General features: G+C 58.7%; 13 protein-coding genes and 3 pseudogenes. 13 read left to right on the forward strand and 3 right to left on the reverse strand.

Annotation, left to right across the window (positions count from 1 at the left end; genetic code table 11):
* Nucleotides 1-102 precede the first annotated feature (102 nt).
* From ACFQJD_RS03600 to ACFQJD_RS03655, 12 genes and pseudogenes are all read left to right on the forward strand, one after another.
* Entirely contained in the window at nt 103-612 is a 510-nt protein-coding gene (locus ACFQJD_RS03600; RefSeq protein WP_379796217.1) for a hypothetical protein, read from the forward strand.
* Complete coding sequence (gene cas6 / locus ACFQJD_RS03605; protein ID WP_379800377.1) at nt 564-890, forward strand: CRISPR system precrRNA processing endoribonuclease RAMP protein Cas6; 327 nt, start codon at nt 564-566, stop codon at nt 888-890. The genes ACFQJD_RS03600 and cas6 overlap by 49 nt, the downstream gene beginning before the upstream one ends.
* On the forward strand, nt 887-3,997 hold the full coding sequence (gene cas10d / locus ACFQJD_RS03610; RefSeq protein ID WP_379796219.1) for a type I-D CRISPR-associated protein Cas10d/Csc3: 3,111 nt from the start codon (nt 887-889) through the stop codon (nt 3,995-3,997). The genes cas6 and cas10d overlap by 4 nt, the downstream gene beginning before the upstream one ends.
* Entirely contained in the window at nt 3,994-4,983 is a 990-nt protein-coding gene (cas7d, locus tag ACFQJD_RS03615; protein WP_379796221.1) for a type I-D CRISPR-associated protein Cas7/Csc2, read from the forward strand. The genes cas10d and cas7d overlap by 4 nt, the downstream gene beginning before the upstream one ends.
* 8 nt (nt 4,984-4,991) lie before the next feature.
* Nucleotides 4,992-5,738, forward strand: a complete 747-nt coding sequence (gene cas5d / locus ACFQJD_RS03620; protein WP_379796223.1) for a type I-D CRISPR-associated protein Cas5/Csc1 — start codon at nt 4,992-4,994, stop codon at nt 5,736-5,738.
* The gene (gene cas3 / locus ACFQJD_RS03625; RefSeq protein ID WP_379796225.1) at nt 5,731-7,566 is read left to right on the forward strand and encodes a type I-D CRISPR-associated helicase Cas3'; all 1,836 of its coding nucleotides are present in this window, start codon (nt 5,731-5,733) and stop codon (nt 7,564-7,566) included. The genes cas5d and cas3 overlap by 8 nt, the downstream gene beginning before the upstream one ends.
* 358 nt (nt 7,567-7,924) lie before the next feature.
* Nucleotides 7,925-8,497 carry a CRISPR-associated protein Cas4 gene (gene cas4, locus ACFQJD_RS03630; RefSeq protein ID WP_379800379.1) on the forward strand — a complete coding sequence of 191 codons (573 nt, stop codon included), beginning with the start codon at nt 7,925-7,927 and terminating at the stop codon, nt 8,495-8,497.
* Nucleotides 8,494-9,489 carry a CRISPR-associated endonuclease Cas1 gene (gene cas1, locus ACFQJD_RS03635; RefSeq protein ID WP_379796227.1) on the forward strand — a complete coding sequence of 332 codons (996 nt, stop codon included), beginning with the start codon at nt 8,494-8,496 and terminating at the stop codon, nt 9,487-9,489. The genes cas4 and cas1 overlap by 4 nt, the downstream gene beginning before the upstream one ends.
* 2 nt (nt 9,490-9,491) lie before the next feature.
* Complete coding sequence (gene cas2 / locus ACFQJD_RS03640; RefSeq protein ID WP_379796229.1) at nt 9,492-9,764, forward strand: CRISPR-associated endonuclease Cas2; 273 nt, start codon at nt 9,492-9,494, stop codon at nt 9,762-9,764.
* 443 nt (nt 9,765-10,207) lie between these two features.
* Nucleotides 10,208-11,122: a PhzF family phenazine biosynthesis protein gene (locus ACFQJD_RS03645; RefSeq protein WP_379796231.1), complete on the forward strand. Its 915-nt coding sequence runs from the start codon at nt 10,208-10,210 to the stop codon at nt 11,120-11,122.
* 85 nt (nt 11,123-11,207) lie between these two features.
* Nucleotides 11,208-13,464 (forward strand): annotated as a pseudogene (gene ppsA / locus ACFQJD_RS03650) (phosphoenolpyruvate synthase).
* A gap of 78 nt (nt 13,465-13,542) precedes the next feature.
* A complete protein-coding gene (locus ACFQJD_RS03655) occupies nt 13,543-14,106 on the forward strand; it encodes a YqaA family protein (protein ID WP_379796233.1) in 564 nt (187 codons plus the stop codon).
* Here the strand turns inward: ACFQJD_RS03655 and ACFQJD_RS03660 are convergent.
* Nucleotides 14,103-14,827: pseudogene (locus ACFQJD_RS03660) on the reverse strand (hypothetical protein). The gene ACFQJD_RS03655 and the pseudogene ACFQJD_RS03660 overlap by 4 nt on opposite strands.
* A 157-nt stretch (nt 14,828-14,984) precedes the next feature.
* Here ACFQJD_RS03660 and metG point away from each other — a divergent pair.
* Nucleotides 14,985-17,071: pseudogene (gene metG, locus ACFQJD_RS03665) on the forward strand (methionine--tRNA ligase).
* A 41-nt stretch (nt 17,072-17,112) separates the two neighbouring features.
* Here metG and ACFQJD_RS03670 read toward each other — a convergent pair.
* Complete coding sequence (locus tag ACFQJD_RS03670) at nt 17,113-17,532, reverse strand: hypothetical protein (RefSeq protein ID WP_379796235.1); 420 nt, start codon at nt 17,530-17,532, stop codon at nt 17,113-17,115.
* Nucleotides 17,487-18,218 carry a hypothetical protein gene (locus ACFQJD_RS03675; RefSeq protein WP_379796237.1) on the reverse strand — a complete coding sequence of 244 codons (732 nt, stop codon included), beginning with the start codon at nt 18,216-18,218 and terminating at the stop codon, nt 17,487-17,489. The genes ACFQJD_RS03670 and ACFQJD_RS03675 overlap by 46 nt, the downstream gene beginning before the upstream one ends.
* Nucleotides 18,219-18,270: the final 52 nt, after the last annotated feature.

Here is an 18,270-nt window from a genome sequence, read left to right on the forward strand (position 1 = left end):
TTCCTGTACCCAATGTGCGATTTGTATGGAAAGCACGATTCAAGAATCCGAGGAAAGCTCCGCCGGATCGAACTAACCCTCCGTGCCGATCAGCGGTTCGACGTGCCGCAGTCGGACGGCTACTCGGTCTACAGCGCGCTGCTGGCCCTCCTGCAGTCGGCCAACGACGAGGTGAGCCAGCACGTCCACGACTCTGAGATTGGTAGCCTGCACACCAGCGGGCTCCGTGGCCCCTTCGGCGACGGTGACCGGTCGCATCACAAGCGGGTGCTGACGGATACCGAGTACACGCTCTCACTCGGGATCACCGACCCCGACGACGAGGCGATCTTCGAGGCTCTCGTTTCCGCGTTGGTGCTCGCCGACGAGCCGCTTGAGCTGACACACGGCCAGCTCCGGATCGAATCCTTCGAGAGCGAGAACACCTCCCACGAGGCGCTGCTCACGGAGGCCGACGACCTCGATGATCCGACCATCGAGATGACGTTTCGGACGGCGACCTGTATCGAGGAGGCCGGCTCGGTGACGACGATGTTCCCGACGCGGGGGCCGTCTTCGGCAGCCTGCTCGGGAAGTGGAACAACACGGCTCCGGAACTGGAACTCGACGTGAGCCGGGAGACGCTAGCCGAGTCGGTGATCGAGAAACCCGACGCCCGGAGTTACGACACGCACAGCGTGCTCGTCAATCGGGTTGACGATCCCGACGGTGGCACGCAGCCGATTTTCCGGCAGGGGTTTTCGGGGACGTGTGCGTACGCGTTCAAGGATGCGAACGATTCGGTCGTGAACGCAGTGACCACTCTCGCGCTGTTCGCCGAGTATTCGGGTGTCGGGAGTGCTGTAGCGCGTGGGTGTGGGAATGTAAACGTAGAGGTGATCAATGAATGAATAAGCAAGACAACGATCAACAGCAAAATCTCACTGAGTTCGATGGTGAACCAGCGGAGACAGGAACGGATGAATCAAATAGTGAGTCGACAGTAGGCGTTGAATCCTTCTCACCAGAACTCTTTGAAGATCCAGATGAGGCATTTGCTCCGGATGAAACAGAGACAGATGACCAATCTGCCCTCAATGATGTGTTCAAAGAATATCTGTCGGATATCGATGGGAAACTCATTGAGGCTGGCTGGCTGTTCCTTCCGAACAAGAGTATCGAATACGGGAAGGTCGACCAGTCGATGCTCAATCACACGCGAAACCTCGTATTCTTCCTTCATCGATTGGCCACACAAGCCGAAACAGCAGGACTTCCACCGATCTCACCGAACGAACTGCGTGATTTGATCGCTCTCGCAGTCATTCACGACTATCACAAACTCCGAGAGGAAGACGAAAGTCAAGCACAAAGGTTCGATATTACGCTCGCAGAACTAGAGCCTTTCATTGACGAGATCGGCCTTCAAGAGTTCAGTAAAGATCCATCTGTTGATGATTCAGAACTGACAATACGTGACTTTCGGTCGTGTACAGTTGATCACCATGCAACTGATAATGCGAAGTCAACAAAGGTCACGCTCAAATGGAAAGACTACCGTCCTCTCATCCGTCTCGCAGACGGTATGGCGTCGTCGACAACGCCTGAAATGGCAGCCAATTCTCGGACGCAAGAACAGTTCGGGAAATGCTTCCCTGCTGCTGATGTGGAAATCTCATACCACCGAACAGATCACGTAAGTGGTATTTTCACGAACCTACTCAATGCAGCCGTTAGTGACTATCTTGAAGCAGAGTTCGGATACACGCTACTCACGATCTATCAAGATGGCTGTGTCTATCTCGCACCAAAAGAATCACCTCCAGAACTCACGGATGAGATAGTAACTGAAATATATAAAAAATTAAGCGGAAATATTAGCGATTCGCATCCGACATATAGTGATACAGATCTCCTAGCAGAAAGTATTGGGACAGTAAATCTTGGCCATTATAGCCTCAACGCATCTGATTTCTTTTATGCAGGTTCTCAGAGGATGGTGCAAGCAATTGTAAGAAAGGGAGTTAATGACGGTTCTATTGATGATGATCCAACAGATTCCGCGCTGGAATCAATAGAACTTCTAGAACAAGATCTTGGTAGAGAATTATATAAGACAAGTCAGCTATATGGAGTCGCCCGTTTTGTCAGTACTCTTCGCCGAGGGATTCTACCAGAATTTTTGACCGACACTGGAATGAAATCAGAGGAAGGGCTTCGGACTACAGGTCGTATATTAGGACTTTCAGATAGTATTGCGGAGGAACTTATTTCTTTGCCATCAAATTCGAAAGAAAGGCTCGTGAGTGGGAATAAGTGGGAGTTCTCATACGCCTTTGCGCAGGCATTACTTGAAAAGTATGGACAAGGTTCGAAATTCCGCAAATCAGAGCCTGAACTAATTCAGAATATAGAATCTGGATTAAATTCGATCACAGATGATAAGGATTGGATGGAAATTCTTCGAGAAAGCTATTCTGGCGGTTACCGTACAGAAGTAGTTTCATTCATAAAAAAGAATCTTCGAATTGAATCAAACCAGCAAATAAAAATAGACACTCTCACAGATACGTTCCATCAGTATGCAGGAACGTCACGCCGTGGACGAATATGCTCTCTATGTTCCGGTGGATTAAGTGAGTCACATAATCTCGGCGACATGCAACCGTCAGAAGGTGTGACGATGATCCGTGGCGGTTTCACTAACAGAGATCCAATCGGTAGTGGTAAACGAGATAATAGAGTAACGTGTATTCCTTGCCAGATTGAATTGTCTCTACGTGGTGCAGCCAGTTCAAATAGATTTAATGATAGATTATTTATTCATCTCGCCCCAGACTACTTTTATACACCATTTGCTTGGCGTTTATTTAGTCGAATTGTAAATAGATTCACTGGAGAAAACCAAGTCCGAATAAGTCGATTAGCGGAAGAAGTATTCAACATTGAAAATATAGATTCTTTCAATGAAGTATTACAAGAACTCACAAAATCTGAGGGAGGGAGGCCAATGCTTGATTCACTGTCTGGGGGATTTGATCACGAAGCTCAGTATGGTGCTCAAGTAGTCGGTTATTTCAAAGATTTATATTCAGATGAAGGAAATGATACTGAATACCAATTCTTTGGTGCATTTCTAGCGGTTACAATTGGTGCTTACACAGGGATGAGAGTGTATATCAGTTCGTCTCCCATCCCTGAGATGCGATCACGAGACTTCCAAGAATTTGTGAAGATTGGCGGGAGCTTCACACAAATATCTGATTTCTATGGTGAATCAGTTCCACTCTCTGCACTCCAAGATCGACTCCAAGCAGCAGCATCTTTGATCAAATTGGGATACGCCCTACAGGGAGATTCCCGAAAGGACTCATTGTTCGCAAAGTACCTTCGGGTGACGCGAAATGAGCTGCTTCCGGGGTCGCACCTGCTCAAGCGTGCTGCCCAGTCCTCAAGTGAGGGGCCGTATATTCCCGCCCTGATGAGGTACGCAGTCACGCTTGACCAACAGGCTGGTATCAAACAGTTCGGATCAAATATGAGTGACACACCACACAGCCGCATTACACAGCTCGCAAATCTCGCATACGACGCCATTCGTCCTGCAAGTGGACATGGGCGCAAACCCCACCGCGTCGAACGCGTGTTCCGCGAGAGTGTCAAGGCGGTCTCGAAAACAGGCGACCAGTTGAGTCGAGACGATTACGTGATGCTCGTCTCGGGACGACTGCAAAAAATGCTCGATAGACAAGCCGGAGATTCGGTGTATCCAGTGAGTGCAGAGGACTCAAACGCTGGCACACCACTCCAAGACCGTATCGAGGAGTATGCTGGCTTCTTCGTAGATGAGATACTCTACGGAATCGCCAACGGTCGCCCATCACAGCTGAAACGGCTCGAAAACAACCTTTCTGACGGCTTTTTCGGTGCGACACTCCGTGCAGAGTCGGAGTATTACGACGCACGTGACGACGAAAGCCAAAACGACGATGCAGACAACACTCGGAGCAACCAATGATCTCAGACACACTCACCACGGCACTGGAGAACGGCACAGTTTCGATGGACGGCATGACGAACACCCCAGGAACGAACTATACAACAATCCTCGTTCTCCGTGAACTGGAGAGCCATGCAGTCTTCACGACCAACGGGCAAGACGCAGATATTGCGTCGCTGTCCGTTGTTGGTGATGATTCGAGTATCGAGTACTCACCGGGGCTCATGTTTATGCGGAAACAGACGGGGAGTGACCGGCGGATGGGGAAAGCAATTCAGCGAGAGCTACTGGAATACGACCGGCCGGATTCGATGGAAGTCAATAATATGAATCCTCAGTCGGTTGAATCCGCGCTCTACGGGAGTGCTGCTAGCGGTGATGACGATGTCGACATTGGCGTCACTTCTCGTGTAATGTATGATACGGCGTTCACCGTTCGTGATGCCAGTGCGTGTATCGACGAGAAGTTCCAGAACGCGCCCGGCGAGGGGTACGCGAAAGGATCACGTTCAACGATCCGTGAGCCAGACTTCTTCGAACCAGGAACACTGTTCCCGTGTGCGATCACCCTTCGAGATGCGACGCCGGCTGAAGTCGCGTTTGTCGCCGCCATCACGAAACGAAACAAACGGTACGGAGCTGCAACAACGCGACTCGGTCGGGTGAAAAACCACATTCTCGGAGTGTACACTGGCTCTGAGGAAGGGCCTTCAAACCGAGAGCTGACGGCTAACGTTATCACGTCGTTTGCTGCGGATGGTGAACAGACACTCAGTGATGTGGTCCAAGCACCGGCACTCGACGTTGCACAGGCCTGTGAGTATGTCAAAGAGGCCTACGAGGCAGCCTGCGAGAACGAGATTGCACAAGAGTCAGTCGATGAGGAAACGGTCAGCGAACTGCTGTCGCTGGCGGCTGACGATGAGCTACAGGCGGTTCTCGAAGCACAACAGCCACGCTCAGAGGCGTTCATTGATGGCGCAATCGACACTGACGGAAACTAACAATTCCCATGCAAGTCATCGAAGCAACGCTCACCACCCACGGAAAGGTCGGCTTCGCCTCGCGTGAAGTCGGTCGAATGACGGATACGGACTCCTGTATCCTGAATACGGCACTCCACTACGCACTCGGTTTCGCCAGTGGTCGCTACGTCGATGTCAGTCATCAGCCAACCTATATCGAAGACACTGCGGAAATAGTAAATGAAATATACGTTACCCCCGCAGCACCTGCTCGTATCGAACGAGATGAGTCAATAAAAACGGAGTACATCACGACGAATCGAAACGCCCGGAGCGACACCTACGCGACACCGAATTATCCTGCAACGGATGATCCGACTGGGAAATCAAGCAAGAATCTTCCAACGTTCGAACGTGAGCGAGCACTCGCACCTGAAAACGTGTTTCGGTTCTATGTGTTCCCGTATGGTCGGGACGCGACCGAAGTCGTATCGCAGCTTCCGTCATATATTCGTCTGGGGAAAAAGCGTGGGAAAGGACATGTTCGCTACCGGATCGTCGACGGAGCACGGCGTTCCGGGGAGTTCACCCTTGGGCATCCACTCAGTGTCTACGATCATGAGACGACACCTACTGGTGGTGTCGTAATGAAGCAGATGCAGCCGACGCCAGTCTGGTTCGAAGCTGAATTCGATACGGAGTATTACGCTATTGAACCACCATTCCGGAATCAGTCACGCGTCTGCTATCCCGCTGATGCAAAATTCCTAGCTACAAAACGGAACGATGTCTGATCACAATCCAGTTTCGTTTCAGCTTGCAGGGCTCGGTCTGCGGATGTACCCCGGAGAGTACCCTGTAAATGATGTCACTCCTCACAAACATCAGTGGGCACTGCATGATGCACTCACCGACCGTCTTCCAGGACTGTTTGTAGATGATGCCCTGACTGGAGCCGGTAAAACGCTGGCATGGCTTGCCCCCGTCGTCTCTGAAGGGCTCCATACAGTAGCAGCATATCCGACGAACGCGCTTATCGAAGACCAAGTCCGGAATATCGACGAGAAGCTCGAAGATATCGACGGAGGGGATAATGTTCGCGTCCTTGCGGTGACCAGTGAAACACTCCAGAACGAACACGCAGAACGGTTCCCATCGGCTAACTCAAACGGTGAACGGCTTCGAGACCTCCTCAAAGTAGCATTCGATAGCCGGGAGACGGTTATCCTTCTGACTAATCCAGACATATTTGTCCTGCTTCGCCGAGAGATCTATCGGGAGAGAATCGATGCTATTTCTCGGTTTGAGGTGGCTGTTGTTGATGAGTTCCATCGAGCAACACGGAAAGAGCGAAACACCATGCTCTTTCTTCTCGATGAGATGTACGAGACTGACGAAGCGATCTGTCGACTAAATCATCTCGTATTCCTCAGTGCAACCCCTGAAAAAGAACTCGAACGCCAGTTCGAGGAGGCAATGGGTGCGCCGTATTATCGAGTCAGTGAGGTAGACTGGCGACAGATGCCCCTTCCCGAAGTTCCTGATACTGAGGAGTCTGTGATTGCATTCGCCCCTGATGAACTCCCATCGAACTGTCGGGCAGTCCTTCCACCAGTTGATCTGACAATTACACCGGCCCCGACTTTCGAGACTGCAACAGCGATCCTCAACTCGGAAGACGTGTTGCATGATCGATTGCGGGACGGCAGGACTGTGATGATGCTTGATGGGGTTCACGAGGTTGACCGAGTGTATAATTCGTTGACTCAATCAGACCTCGCTGGGACGGTTCGAATCGATGGGTTTCACCGGGAAAACGTGCGTGAGAAGCTCGATTCGTTCGAGACCCTAGTGAGTAATTCTGCGGTCGAGGTCGGCGTCGACTTCGATACAGAGCAGATCATTTTCTCAGGCCACGATGCGGCGAGTTTCTTCCAGCGGCTCGGTCGACTCAGAACCCGCCCGAACCGGTCTACAGCATATGCATATGTCCCACCGTATCTCTTCGACGCGCTTGAATCGATTGCCGACACATATACTGGTCAATGGATTGACCGAGCAACATTTGAAGAGCAGGTTAGTTCAGAATATATTGACGCGTCGACGCCGGAATCGTTCGACTGGCGGTACTCAGCTGTCGAAGCCTACGACCACGTTGAAAATCGGGCAAAGAGTGCACCATCAGACGATCAGCCAGCAATACGGGAGGCAGGCTGGAAACGTATTGAACGTCATTTCTTCTACAGCCACGAGAAAGGACTTACTGAGTCTGATCTGAAAAGATTACACGATGTTGCAGGCACGCCGCTTTTGGATTCGCTCCAAACCTATCGTGGAGACAGTATACAGACAGTAGTTTATAACAGCCAGTCACAGACGATTCAGACATACAGTATCCCACACCTGCTCCGTCATGGGGATGTCTCGTTCCATTCGAAAGACGAGTTTCTTTCTATCCTTCCAGAGCAGCTGCATGACCAGGTTTCACGGCAGAACCATACAGTAGTGGCTACTGTCTCTATCAGGGAGGGTATGAAGATGAAACAGATACAGCGGACAAAGAGGAGTCAACTGGCCGGTTGGTTACGTACAAAGCAACTGGCGAACTGTACTCCTTACTAAATGATGTCTCTCGGGATATTCGAACACCCAAAGTCTGCACTGGACTCGAAATCGAAATAGAGCCAAGTGTCAGCGGTCTCGATTTATTAAAAAAGAGTCTCTCTGATACGGAAGTTCTCTGTTATCCGTTAGAGGGTCACGTCTCCCAGATCCAAAACCAGTATTCGCTCGGCCCGTTTGGATTTATTTATCCACTGTATTACACGGAAGGTGATGCAGCAGTAGCATTCAGCCATGATGCCCTGTATTTACACTGTCGCGTCCAAGATCGGATAGAGGCCGAATCGAACACGATTGACGAGGTGCTTGATTTTTGAGTACACCACAGACAATCGGGCAGCGTGACACACTCGTTCCAGTGAGTGCATTAAATGAATTCGTCTACTGTCCACGCCGGTTTTATTATCAACACTACCACGACGAGATGGGAACCCCATACGAGCTTGTTGACGGTCGATCAAAACACGAAAAACAGTCACAGAGAGGGGGATGGGTTACGGAGAGATATTTCAGAGCACCTGAGCTGGATCTCCACGGAAAGATCGATTTGATTGAATCTGACGGGGACATACTCACGCCGGTAGAGCGGAAGCGTGCCGAAAGCGGACAGTATTTTCCAAGTGACGAGGTGCAGCTGGCGGGTTACTGTATGCTACTTGAAGCCGCAATTGAAGAGCCAGTTAATGTCGGCTATATTTACTTGTATGAAACGGATGAGCGGTACTCAATCAAAATCACAGAAAATCATCGAGAAACAGTTCGAAAAATCATCAATAAAATTCGATCACTGTCCGTCGACGACATCCCACCGTTCACCGACAACCCATCGAAATGCGAGGCCTGTTCGGCACGGGAGTACTGCATGCCCGAGGAGACCGCGATGCTCGAACCCGAGAAAGCCCGCGGGACGGGCTGGGAGGGTGAGGTATGAAAGCCACCGAGGGGATGTTCGACGAGTCGGTCGTCTATGTCACTAAACAGGGCACGCAGGTCCGCACCGACGGCGGCCGGATCGTCGTCTGGGATGTTGACGGCGACGAGGGCGAACTCGCCTCCTTCCCGACCGAGAAGCTGGATACGATCAACGTCTTCGGCGGCGTCAACTTCTCGACGCCGTTCGTCGCCGAGGCGAACGAACACGGGATCATCCTGAACTACTTCACCGAGAACGGGAAGTACCGCGGCAGCTTCGTCCCCGAAAAGAACACCATCGCGGAGGTACGACGCGCCCAGTACGCGCTCGGGACGACCGCCGAGGTCGATATCGCCGCCGCGATGATCGCCGGGAAGATCCGCAACGCCAGGACGCTACTCTCCCGGAAGGGCGTCCACGGGACGGACGTGCTCAAGGATCTCGGTGTTCGGGCGACGACGGTTTCGACGAAAGACGACCTCCGCGGTGTCGAAGGCGAGGCCAGCGAACGGTATTTCAGCCGGCTCGACGAGACGCTGACCGACGGCTGGACGTTCGAAAAGCGAACCAAGCGACCGCCGGAGGACCACATCAACTCACTGCTGTCGCTGACCTACGTGTTCATGAAAAACGAGGTGCTGAGCGCGTTGCGACAGTACAACCTCGATCCGTTCCTCGGCGTCCTGCACGCCGACCGGCACGGACGGCCATCGCTCGCTCTCGATCTACAGGAGGAGTTCCGGCCGATCTTCTGTGACGCGTTCGTCACGCGGCTGGTAAATCGCGGCGTTATCACACACGACCAGTTCACGCAGGACAACCATCTGGCCGACGACGCGTTCAAAACCTACTGCTCAAAGTTCGACGAGTTCATGCAGGAGGAGTTCACTCACCCGTACTTCGAGTACACTGTCTCCCGGCGGAAGGCGGTGCGACAGCAGGCAATCCTCCTGCGGAAAGCGATTACTGGTGAGTTAGACGAGTATCACGCCCTCACGTTCTCGAAATAACCATGCGCTTGGCAATCGCCTACGACGTGAGCGACGACGGGCACCGCCGGCAGGTGTATCGAACGCTCCAGCGGTACGGGGCGTGGCGGCAGTACAGCGTTTTCGAAGTCGATGTAACCAAGGCCGAGCGTGTCGAACTCGAAGACGAACTGGAGGCCAAGATCGAGCCCGATGACGGTGATCGCATCCGGATCTATCGGCTGTGTGAGTCCTGTCAGGACAAGACGACCGATATCGGTTCGGAGCCACCGGACGAACAGTCGAACGTGCTCTGAGTTGAACTACGTCGACCCTTATTATATGACTGTACAGCCCCGGTTGACGTAATCGGGGCGTGATTTCGACTACTGAGAAAGCTTTTTGAGCCCTATAGCCGTATTTTCACCCCCTGTCGCGGCGAGGAGAAAACCCAGCACGGGATTGAAACAAACGGCAGGTTGAAGCGATGGGAGATTAGCGAAAATGTCGCGGCGAGGAGAAAACCCAGCACGGGATTGAAACTCAACTGGATTCAGCGGGTCGTAGAGCCACTACAGGAGTCGCGGCGAGGAGAAAACCCAGCACGGGATTGAAACTCGTCAATTGTCGGTTCGTCGCTCAACACCAGTCGGTTGCGACGGGGAGAAAACCCGGATCGGGATCGAAACTGTAAGTCGGACATCCGTGCGATTGGCAGCGGTGCGTCACCCCTATTGGTCCCTATCTCGTCACACGACACATGACCGAGAACGCCGACAGCCGACGTGTTCTGCTCGTGGACGCGTTCACGGACGAACCGCTCACCGGGAACGCCGCCGGCGTCGTCCCCGACGCCGATGGCCTCGCGGAGTCGCAGATGCAGGCCGTCGCGGCCGAACTCGGGGCCAGCGAGACGGCGTTTCTCCGCCCGTCGGAGGCGGCGGACCGCCGGATTCGGTATTTCACACCCGCGCGGGAGGTGGACCTCTGTGGCCACGCAACCATCGCCGCCCACGCGTTCCTGTTCGCGGAGGGGGTCGTCGAGGCGGGGACGCACACGCTGGAGACGAACGTGGGCGTCCTCGACGTCGAACTCACCGAGGACGGCGTCGTCTGGATGACCCAGGACGACCCGACGGTCGAGACGGTCGACGTCGACTACGACCGGGTGGGAGACGCCCTCGGCGTCGACGCGGCGGCCCTCCGCGACGTGGGCGCGGACCTCCCGGCGGCCGTCGCCTCCACCGGCCTCCCCTTCCTGGTGGTTCCGGTGAACTTCCTCGAACGCCTCGGCGGCGCGACGCCGGACATGAACGCCGTCGCCGAACTCGCCGAGGAACACGACGCCGCCGGCATCTACGCGTTCACCTTCGACGCCGTCGACGCCGACTCGACGCTCCACGCTCGGATGTTCGCGCCCGGCTACGGCGTCCCCGAGGACCCCGTCACCGGGACGGCCAGCGGTGCCTGCGGGGCGTATCTGCGCTCGGTCGACGCGTTCGAGGGCGAGTTGCCCGACGAGATGCGCTTCGAGCAGGGCCACTTCGTGGACCGGCCGGGAGTCGTCCGGGTGCGCGTCGGCGACGACGTCCGCGTCGGCGGCGAAGCGGTCGCCGCCCTCGACGGGTCGCTGTCGGTGCCGCCGGCCGACGACGACGACATCGTCGAGGCCTGAAGGAGACACTCGGCTCCGAGTCGCCTTTTTACCCTGCCCGCTTCGGAACCTTCTTTACCGCCGTGGAGGACACTTCACACACGAAATGGCTGTAGTTTGGCTGGACGACGTACGGGCTGCTGACCTCGATACGGTCGGTGGCAAGGCGGCTTCGCTCGGCGAACTCACAGCGGCGGGGCTCCCGGTCCCGCCGGGGTTCGTCGTCACCGCCGGGACGTACCGGACCTTCATCGAGGAGGCCGGCATCGACGAGGAACTCTTCGCGGCCGTCGACGTCGACTCCGAGGACTCCGCGGCGCTCGCCGAGGCCCACGAGCGGGCCCACGAACTCATCATGGAGACGGAGCTGCCCGAGCCGGTCCGCGAGGAGATCGTCGACGCGTATCGGACGATGGGCGACGACGAGGAGGCGTTCGTGGCGGTCCGATCGTCGGCGACGGCCGAGGACCTGCCCGACGCCTCCTTCGCCGGGCAACAGGAGACGTTCCTCAACGTCACCGAGGAGGACCTGCTCCACCGCGTCAAGGAGTGCTGGGCCTCGCTGTTCTCCCAGCGCGCCATCTACTACCGGAACCAGAAGGGCTTCCCACACCGCGAGGTGGACATCGCCGTCGTGGTACAGCAGATGGTCGACGCCGAGAAAAGCGGCGTCATGTTCACGAGCCACCCCTCGACGGGCGAGCCCCGGATCATCATCGAGGCCGCCTGGGGCCTCGGCGAGGCGGTCGTCTCCGGTGCCGTCTCCCCCGACAACTACGTCATCGACCGGGAGTCCGGCGACGTCGAGGAGGTCACCGTCGCCGAGAAGAAGGTCATGCACGTCAAAAGCGAGACGGGCGAGACGGTCGAACGCGACGTCGGCGAGGACCGCCGCGATCGACAGGTGCTGACCGAGGCCGAGATCGACCGCCTGGTCGAGCTCGGCCGTCGCGTCGAGGACCACTACGGCACGCCCCAGGACGTCGAGTGGGCCATCGCCGACGGCGAGGTGTACATGCTCCAGTCGCGCCCGATCACGACCATCAGCGAGGAGGCGACGGCCGAATCGAACGGCGGCGACGCCGGCGACGGCGACCACCTCCTCACCGGCCTCGGCGCGAGTCCGGGCGTCGCCTCCGGCGCGGTGCGCATCGTCACGAAACTCGACCACCTCGATCAGGTGAGCGAGGGCGACGTCATCGTCACCGAGATGACGATGCCGGACATGGTGCCCGCGATGAAGCGCGCGTCCGGAATCGTCACCGACGAGGGGGATGACCTCACACGCCGCCATCGTCTCGCGCGAACTCGGCGTCCCAGCCGTCGTCGGCACCGGCAACGCGACGCGGACGCTCTCGGACGGCCAACTCATCACGCTCGACGGCGACAAGGGCACCGTCCGCGAGGGCCGCGAAGACGAAGACGTCGAGGAGCGGGAACCCATCGAGGAAGCCCGGCCGAAGACGCCGGTCAAACCCATGACCGCGACGGAGGTCAAGGTGAACGTCTCCATCCCCGAGGCGGCCGAACGCGCGGCCGCGACGGGAGCGGACGGCGTCGGACTCCTCCGCATGGAACACATGGTGCTCTCGTTGAATCAGACGCCCGAGCGGTACATCGAGAGAGAGGGCGTTCGCGCCTACGTCGACCAGCTCGTCCAGGGCATCCGCGGCGTGGCCGAGGAGTTCTACCCTCGCCCCGTCCGCGTCCGGACGCTGGACGCCCCGACCGACGAGTTCCGCCAGTTAGAGGGCGGCGAGAACGAGCCCAAAGAGCACAACCCGATGCTCGGCTACCGCGGCATCCGCCGGAGCCTCGACCGGCCGGACGTCTTCGAGCACGAACTGGAGGCGTTCCGCCGGCTGTTCGAGATGGGTTACGACAACGTCGAAATCATGTTCCCGCTAGTCAACGACGCCGAGGACGTCGTCCGCGCCCGCAACCTCATGGAGGACGCGGGCGTCGACCCCGAGAAGCGCGAGTGGGGCGTGATGATCGAGACGCCGGCGAGCGCGCTCTGCATCGAGGAGATGGCCGCCGCCGGCATCGACTTCGCCTCCTTCGGGACGAACGACCTGACGCAGTACACTCTCGCGGTGGACCGCAACAACGAGAACGTCGCCGACCGGTTCGACGAACTCCACCCCGCCGTCCTCGAACTCATCGAGTCGACCATCGAGACGTGTCGCGACCTCGGCGTCGACACGAGCATCTGTGGCCAGGCCGGGTCCAAGCCACGGATGATCCGCTTTCTCGTCGAACAGGGCGTCAGTTCCATCAGCGCCAACATCGACGCCGTCCGCGACGTCCAGCACGAGGCCAAGCGCGTCGAGCAGAAACTCCTCCTCGACTCGGTGCGCTGACGGCCGCTCCCCCTCGCCGGCGTGGACGCCCCGTGCTAAACCTGAAAGCTTACAACCGGTCGATTGCGAGGGAAGGACGTGTTCCCCCTCGACGCGTTCCTCGTCCTGTCGGGGTGGCTCGAGTTCGTCGAGTTCGACTGGCTGACTCGACTCGTCCGATCGGCCACCGGCTGGGGCGGACTGGCCATCATCTTCGCCTACTCGTTTCTCATCGCTTTTGCCCTCCCCGGCGTCAGCGAGGTCGTCCTCCTGGCACCGCTGGAACTCGGCCTGCCAGAGTGGGCACGACTCGCGATCATCATCGTCACCAGCGGCGTCGGCAAGGCCTTCGGGAGCGTCTTCGCGTTCCACATCGGCCAGGAAGCCAAACAGTCCGGCCCGCTCGTCCGCTGGCTCCGGCGCTCCCGATTCGACGTCATCGAATGGTCCGAGCGGCGAACGGTCGAAATCGCCCGGCGCTGGGGGTACGCCGGACTCGCCGTCGCCCTCTCCGTGCCGTTTTTCCCGGACACGCTCTCGATCTACGCCTTCGCCGTCCTCGAAGAGGACTACCTCAAGTTCGCGGCGGCGACGTTCGCGGGCAGCGTCGGCCGCCTGGTCGTGACCCTCGCCCTGAGCGCGGGCTTTCTCGCGCTGGTTTAGAAGCCGCCCCAGCGCAGGTAGACCATCAGGACGACGATGACGAGCTGGAAGACGCCCTGGACGCCGCTGAGTTTCGCGTTTCGCATCCCGAGGCGGCCGATGCGCTCCGTATCCGGGCTCTCGGACATCATCTCCTGATAAATCAGCACCTCGTTCGGCAGCAGGAAGCCAAAGCCCTGGACGGTGAGAACGACCATGACGGCGAGGATGACGACGATGACGGGTCGCGTTCCGGGGAGCGTTCCCGCGGCCAGCAGTTCGGACGCGAGATAGCCGCCGTTGCCGACGAGGACGAGCGCGAAAACGCCTGCCAGCGGCGGTCGGTGAAGGCGTCGAACACCCGTCCGAGGACGACCGTCGCCGTCACGAACGCGACGAAGGCGAACAGGCCGATCCACGGTCCGGAGTTAGGGAAGCCCCCGAGGCGTACCGCCAGCGTGATGCCGCCGAAGATGGTGACCGTCGCCAGCGACGGCATCAGAAACGTCATCTTCGGGGTGAATCGCTCGAACCAGCGCGCGCGCATCTCGCCGCTCAGTGACCCGAGCACGGGCCCGACGACCAGCGCCATGAACACGTCGATGCCGGTCCACAGGACGCCCGCCATCACGTGCACGTAGGTGTGTATCTCCCGCGTTCCGACCGTCGCCGCGAGCGCGAACGCCGCGAGCGGGATCGCTATCGCCCCGGTTGCGAACGCCGGATTCGCCCGATCCGCCATCCCGCCGATGGTCCCTCGAATCGTCATACGATCACGTGTCTCCCCTCTCGTAGTTATACCCTGCGTGGTCGCACGACCGGCGACCGGTCACGCCGGCCGGACCCGACCGACGACCGAAATCAGCGGGCTTTAGGCCCGTATCCACGACGACACACATATGAGCCACGAGAGCTTCCCGACGGAGAACCCGGCGGTGGTGACCTGCGGATTGCCCTACGCCAACGGCGACCTGCACATCGGACACCTTCGAACGTACGTCGGCGGCGACGTCTACGCGCGGGCGCTGCGCAAACTCGGCCAGCGGACGGCCTTCGTCAGCGGGTCGGACATGCACGGCACGCCCGTCGCCATCAACGCCGACCAGGAGGGTGTCACGCCCGAGGAGTTCGCGCTCGACTGGCACGAAACCTACGAGCGGACGTTCCCGCGATTCAACGTCGAGTTCGACAACTACGGCCACACGCACGACGAGACGAACGCCGAACTCACCCGGTCCATCGTCCGGACGCTGGTCGAGAACGGCCACGTTTACGAGAAGGAGATTCAGGTGGCCTACGACCCCGAAAACGACCAGTATCTCCCGGATCGCTACGTCGAGGGGACCTGTCCCTACTGCGGCGAGACGGCCCGCGGCGACGAATGCGACGAGGGGTGTGGCCGTCACCTCGAACCCGGCGAAATCGAAGACCCCGTGAGCATCGTCACGGGCGATCCCGCCGAGTACCGCACGCGGACCCACAAATTCTTCCGCGTCTCGGAGTTCCAGGAGTATCTCTCGGCGTTCATCGACCGCCTCGAAGGGACGTCGAACGCCCGTAACCAACCCCGCGAGTGGATCGAAGGCGAACTCCGCGACTGGTGTATCACCCGCGATATGGACTGGGGCATCGACTACCCCGACGGCGAGTCCGACCTCGTCCTCTACGTCTGGGTCGACGCCCCCATCGAGTACATCTCCTCGACCAAGCAGTACTCCGAACGCGTCGGCACGGACGCCTTCGACTGGGAGGAAGCGTGGCGCGAGCAACCCGGGACGCCTCCCGGTGCGAACGGCGAGATCGTCCACGTCATCGGCCGCGACATCATCCAGCACCACACCGTCTTCTGGCCGGCGATGCTCGAAGGGGCGGGCTACACCGAACCCCGGGCCGTGATGGCCAGCGGGTTCATCACGCTCAACGGCAAGGGCTTCTCGACCTCGCGCAACCGCGCCGTCTGGGCCGACGAGTATCTCGACGAGGGGTTCCATCCCGACTTGCTGCGCTACTACCTCGCCACCAATGGCGGCTTCCAGCAGGACGTCGACTTCTCGTGGGACCGCTTTCGCGAACGCACCAACAACGAACTCGTCGGCACCGTCGGCAACTTCCTCTACCGGTCGATGCTGTTCGCCCAGCGGAACTACGGCGGGACCCCGACGCCGACCTCTCGGCGGAGGTGCGCGACCGAATCGAGGACGCCATGGAGGCGTTCACCGACGCGGTCAACGACTACTCCGTGCGGGAGGCGGGCAACGCGGCCGTCCGCCTCGCGCAGTTCGGCAACGAGTACATTCAGCGCAACGAGCCGTGGAAGCTCACCGACGACGACCCCGAAGCGGCCGCGCAGGTCATCCGCGACTGCGTCCAGATCGCCAAGGCCGTGGCCATCCTCTTCGAACCCGTCGCCCCGGACAAATGCGAACGCCTCTGGGCGGATCTGAACGAGGACGGATCGGTCCACGACGTGACCCTCGACGCCGCCCTCGAAGCGCCGGCGGCCGACTTCGGCGAACCCACGGAACTGTTCGAGACGATCCCCGAGGAACGCGTCGGGGAACTCAACGAGAAACTGCAGGAGCGCATCGCGGAGACTGAGGCCGCCTCCGAAAGCGAGGCGGCCGGCGACACAGCGGAGGTCGTGGACGAACTCGAACCGCTCGCGGACGAGCGCGTAAGCTTCGACGAGTTCGAGGAACTGGACATCCGCGTCGGTGAGATTCTCGACGCCGAGGGCGTCGAAGGCGCGGACAAACTGGCGAAGCTCACCGTCGACGTCGGCCTCGAAGAGCGCCAGATCGTCGCCGGTATCAAACAGCTCCACGACCTCGATTCGCTCCCGGGCAAGCGCGTCGTCGTCCTCGTCAACTTAGAGACGGCCGAACTGTTCGGCGTCGAAAGCGACGGGATGGTTCTCGCGGCGGGCGAGGAGGCGGACCTGCTGACGACCCACGGCGACGCCCGTCCGGGCGAGAAAATCCGATAGTCGTCTCGGGGGTCCGGTCGTCGGCCGGGCGGCCCGCTATCTCACGCCGGTTCCGAGAACGTCATCGCTCGCCGCGGATTGTCGACGAGTATCCGGTCGATCACGTCGCGGTCGACGCCGCGCCGCTGGAGCCGCGGGACGATGTTCTCGAGGATGTGGCTGTATCCGTAGCCGCCGTACTTCTTCCGGAGCACCTTGTAACAGAGGTCGTGTGCGAACACCAACTGGTCGGCGTAGCCCGAGTCGATGTGTTCGAGCACCGTCTCTATCCGCCACTCGTCTGCGGGGTAGCCGTCCCCGTACGACGCGAGGTAGTTCTCGTTCCCCCAGAGGTCGAACTCCAGAAACGGCCCGCGCTCGGCGAGTTGCTTCTGGTACTCGATCTCCTCGAACAGCGTCGCGTCCATGTGGCTCATCACGACGCGCTCAGGCGGGAGGCCCTCCTCCTCGAAGATGTCCATGATCTCGAGCGCCCACCGCGATCGGGCGTGTGAGCCGTCGAGTTCGTTGTCCGGCGGCATATCGGGCTTGCCCCCGGCGGGTGGACGTTGACCGGAGCGCCCGTCCTGAGGGCGGCGCGAGCACCTGCACGGAGCACCTTCTCTTCTGCCTCGTGGATGGTTCCGCTCACGCCGATTTCGCCGATGAGGCCCGCTCTCACGTCGGTGTCGTCGATCCCGTTCCGAACGTCGCTCACGAACTCCGCTTCGACGTCGTCGACGCTCATCGAATCGATTCGGTCCGGGTGGGCCGCCCGCGTGTAAAACGACGTGCCGTGGACGAACTGGACGCCGGTCGCCCGGGCGATGGCACGGACCTGTTCCGGGTCGCCGCCGGTGTTTTTCGGCGTGACGTCGACGATGGTGTCTCCGCCCGCGTTGTAGAAATGTGACACCTCCTCGACCGCCTCGTCGAACGAGTCCATCAGGAGGTTGTCGCGGTGGGCCATCATGTTCTGACGGACGTAGCCGAGGTTCTCCATCGTGACGGGTTCGTTGGCCATCCGTCGCTTGTAACTCGAGCCGGGTTGGTTGTACCAGCCGCGACTCATGTCGAAGATGACGTGTTCGTGCGTCGTCGTCACACCGAGTTCTTCCGGTGGAATCTGCCCGTCGACCGTCACTACCGTTCCGGCATCGTCGGTCATATGAGTGGTATCATTTGACAAGCCCACTTAACTATGTCTGTAACCCGGCGTC

This window comes from Haloplanus sp. GCM10025708 (genome assembly GCF_042663985.1).
GTDB lineage: Archaea > Halobacteriota > Halobacteria > Halobacteriales > Haloferacaceae > Salinirarus > Salinirarus marinus.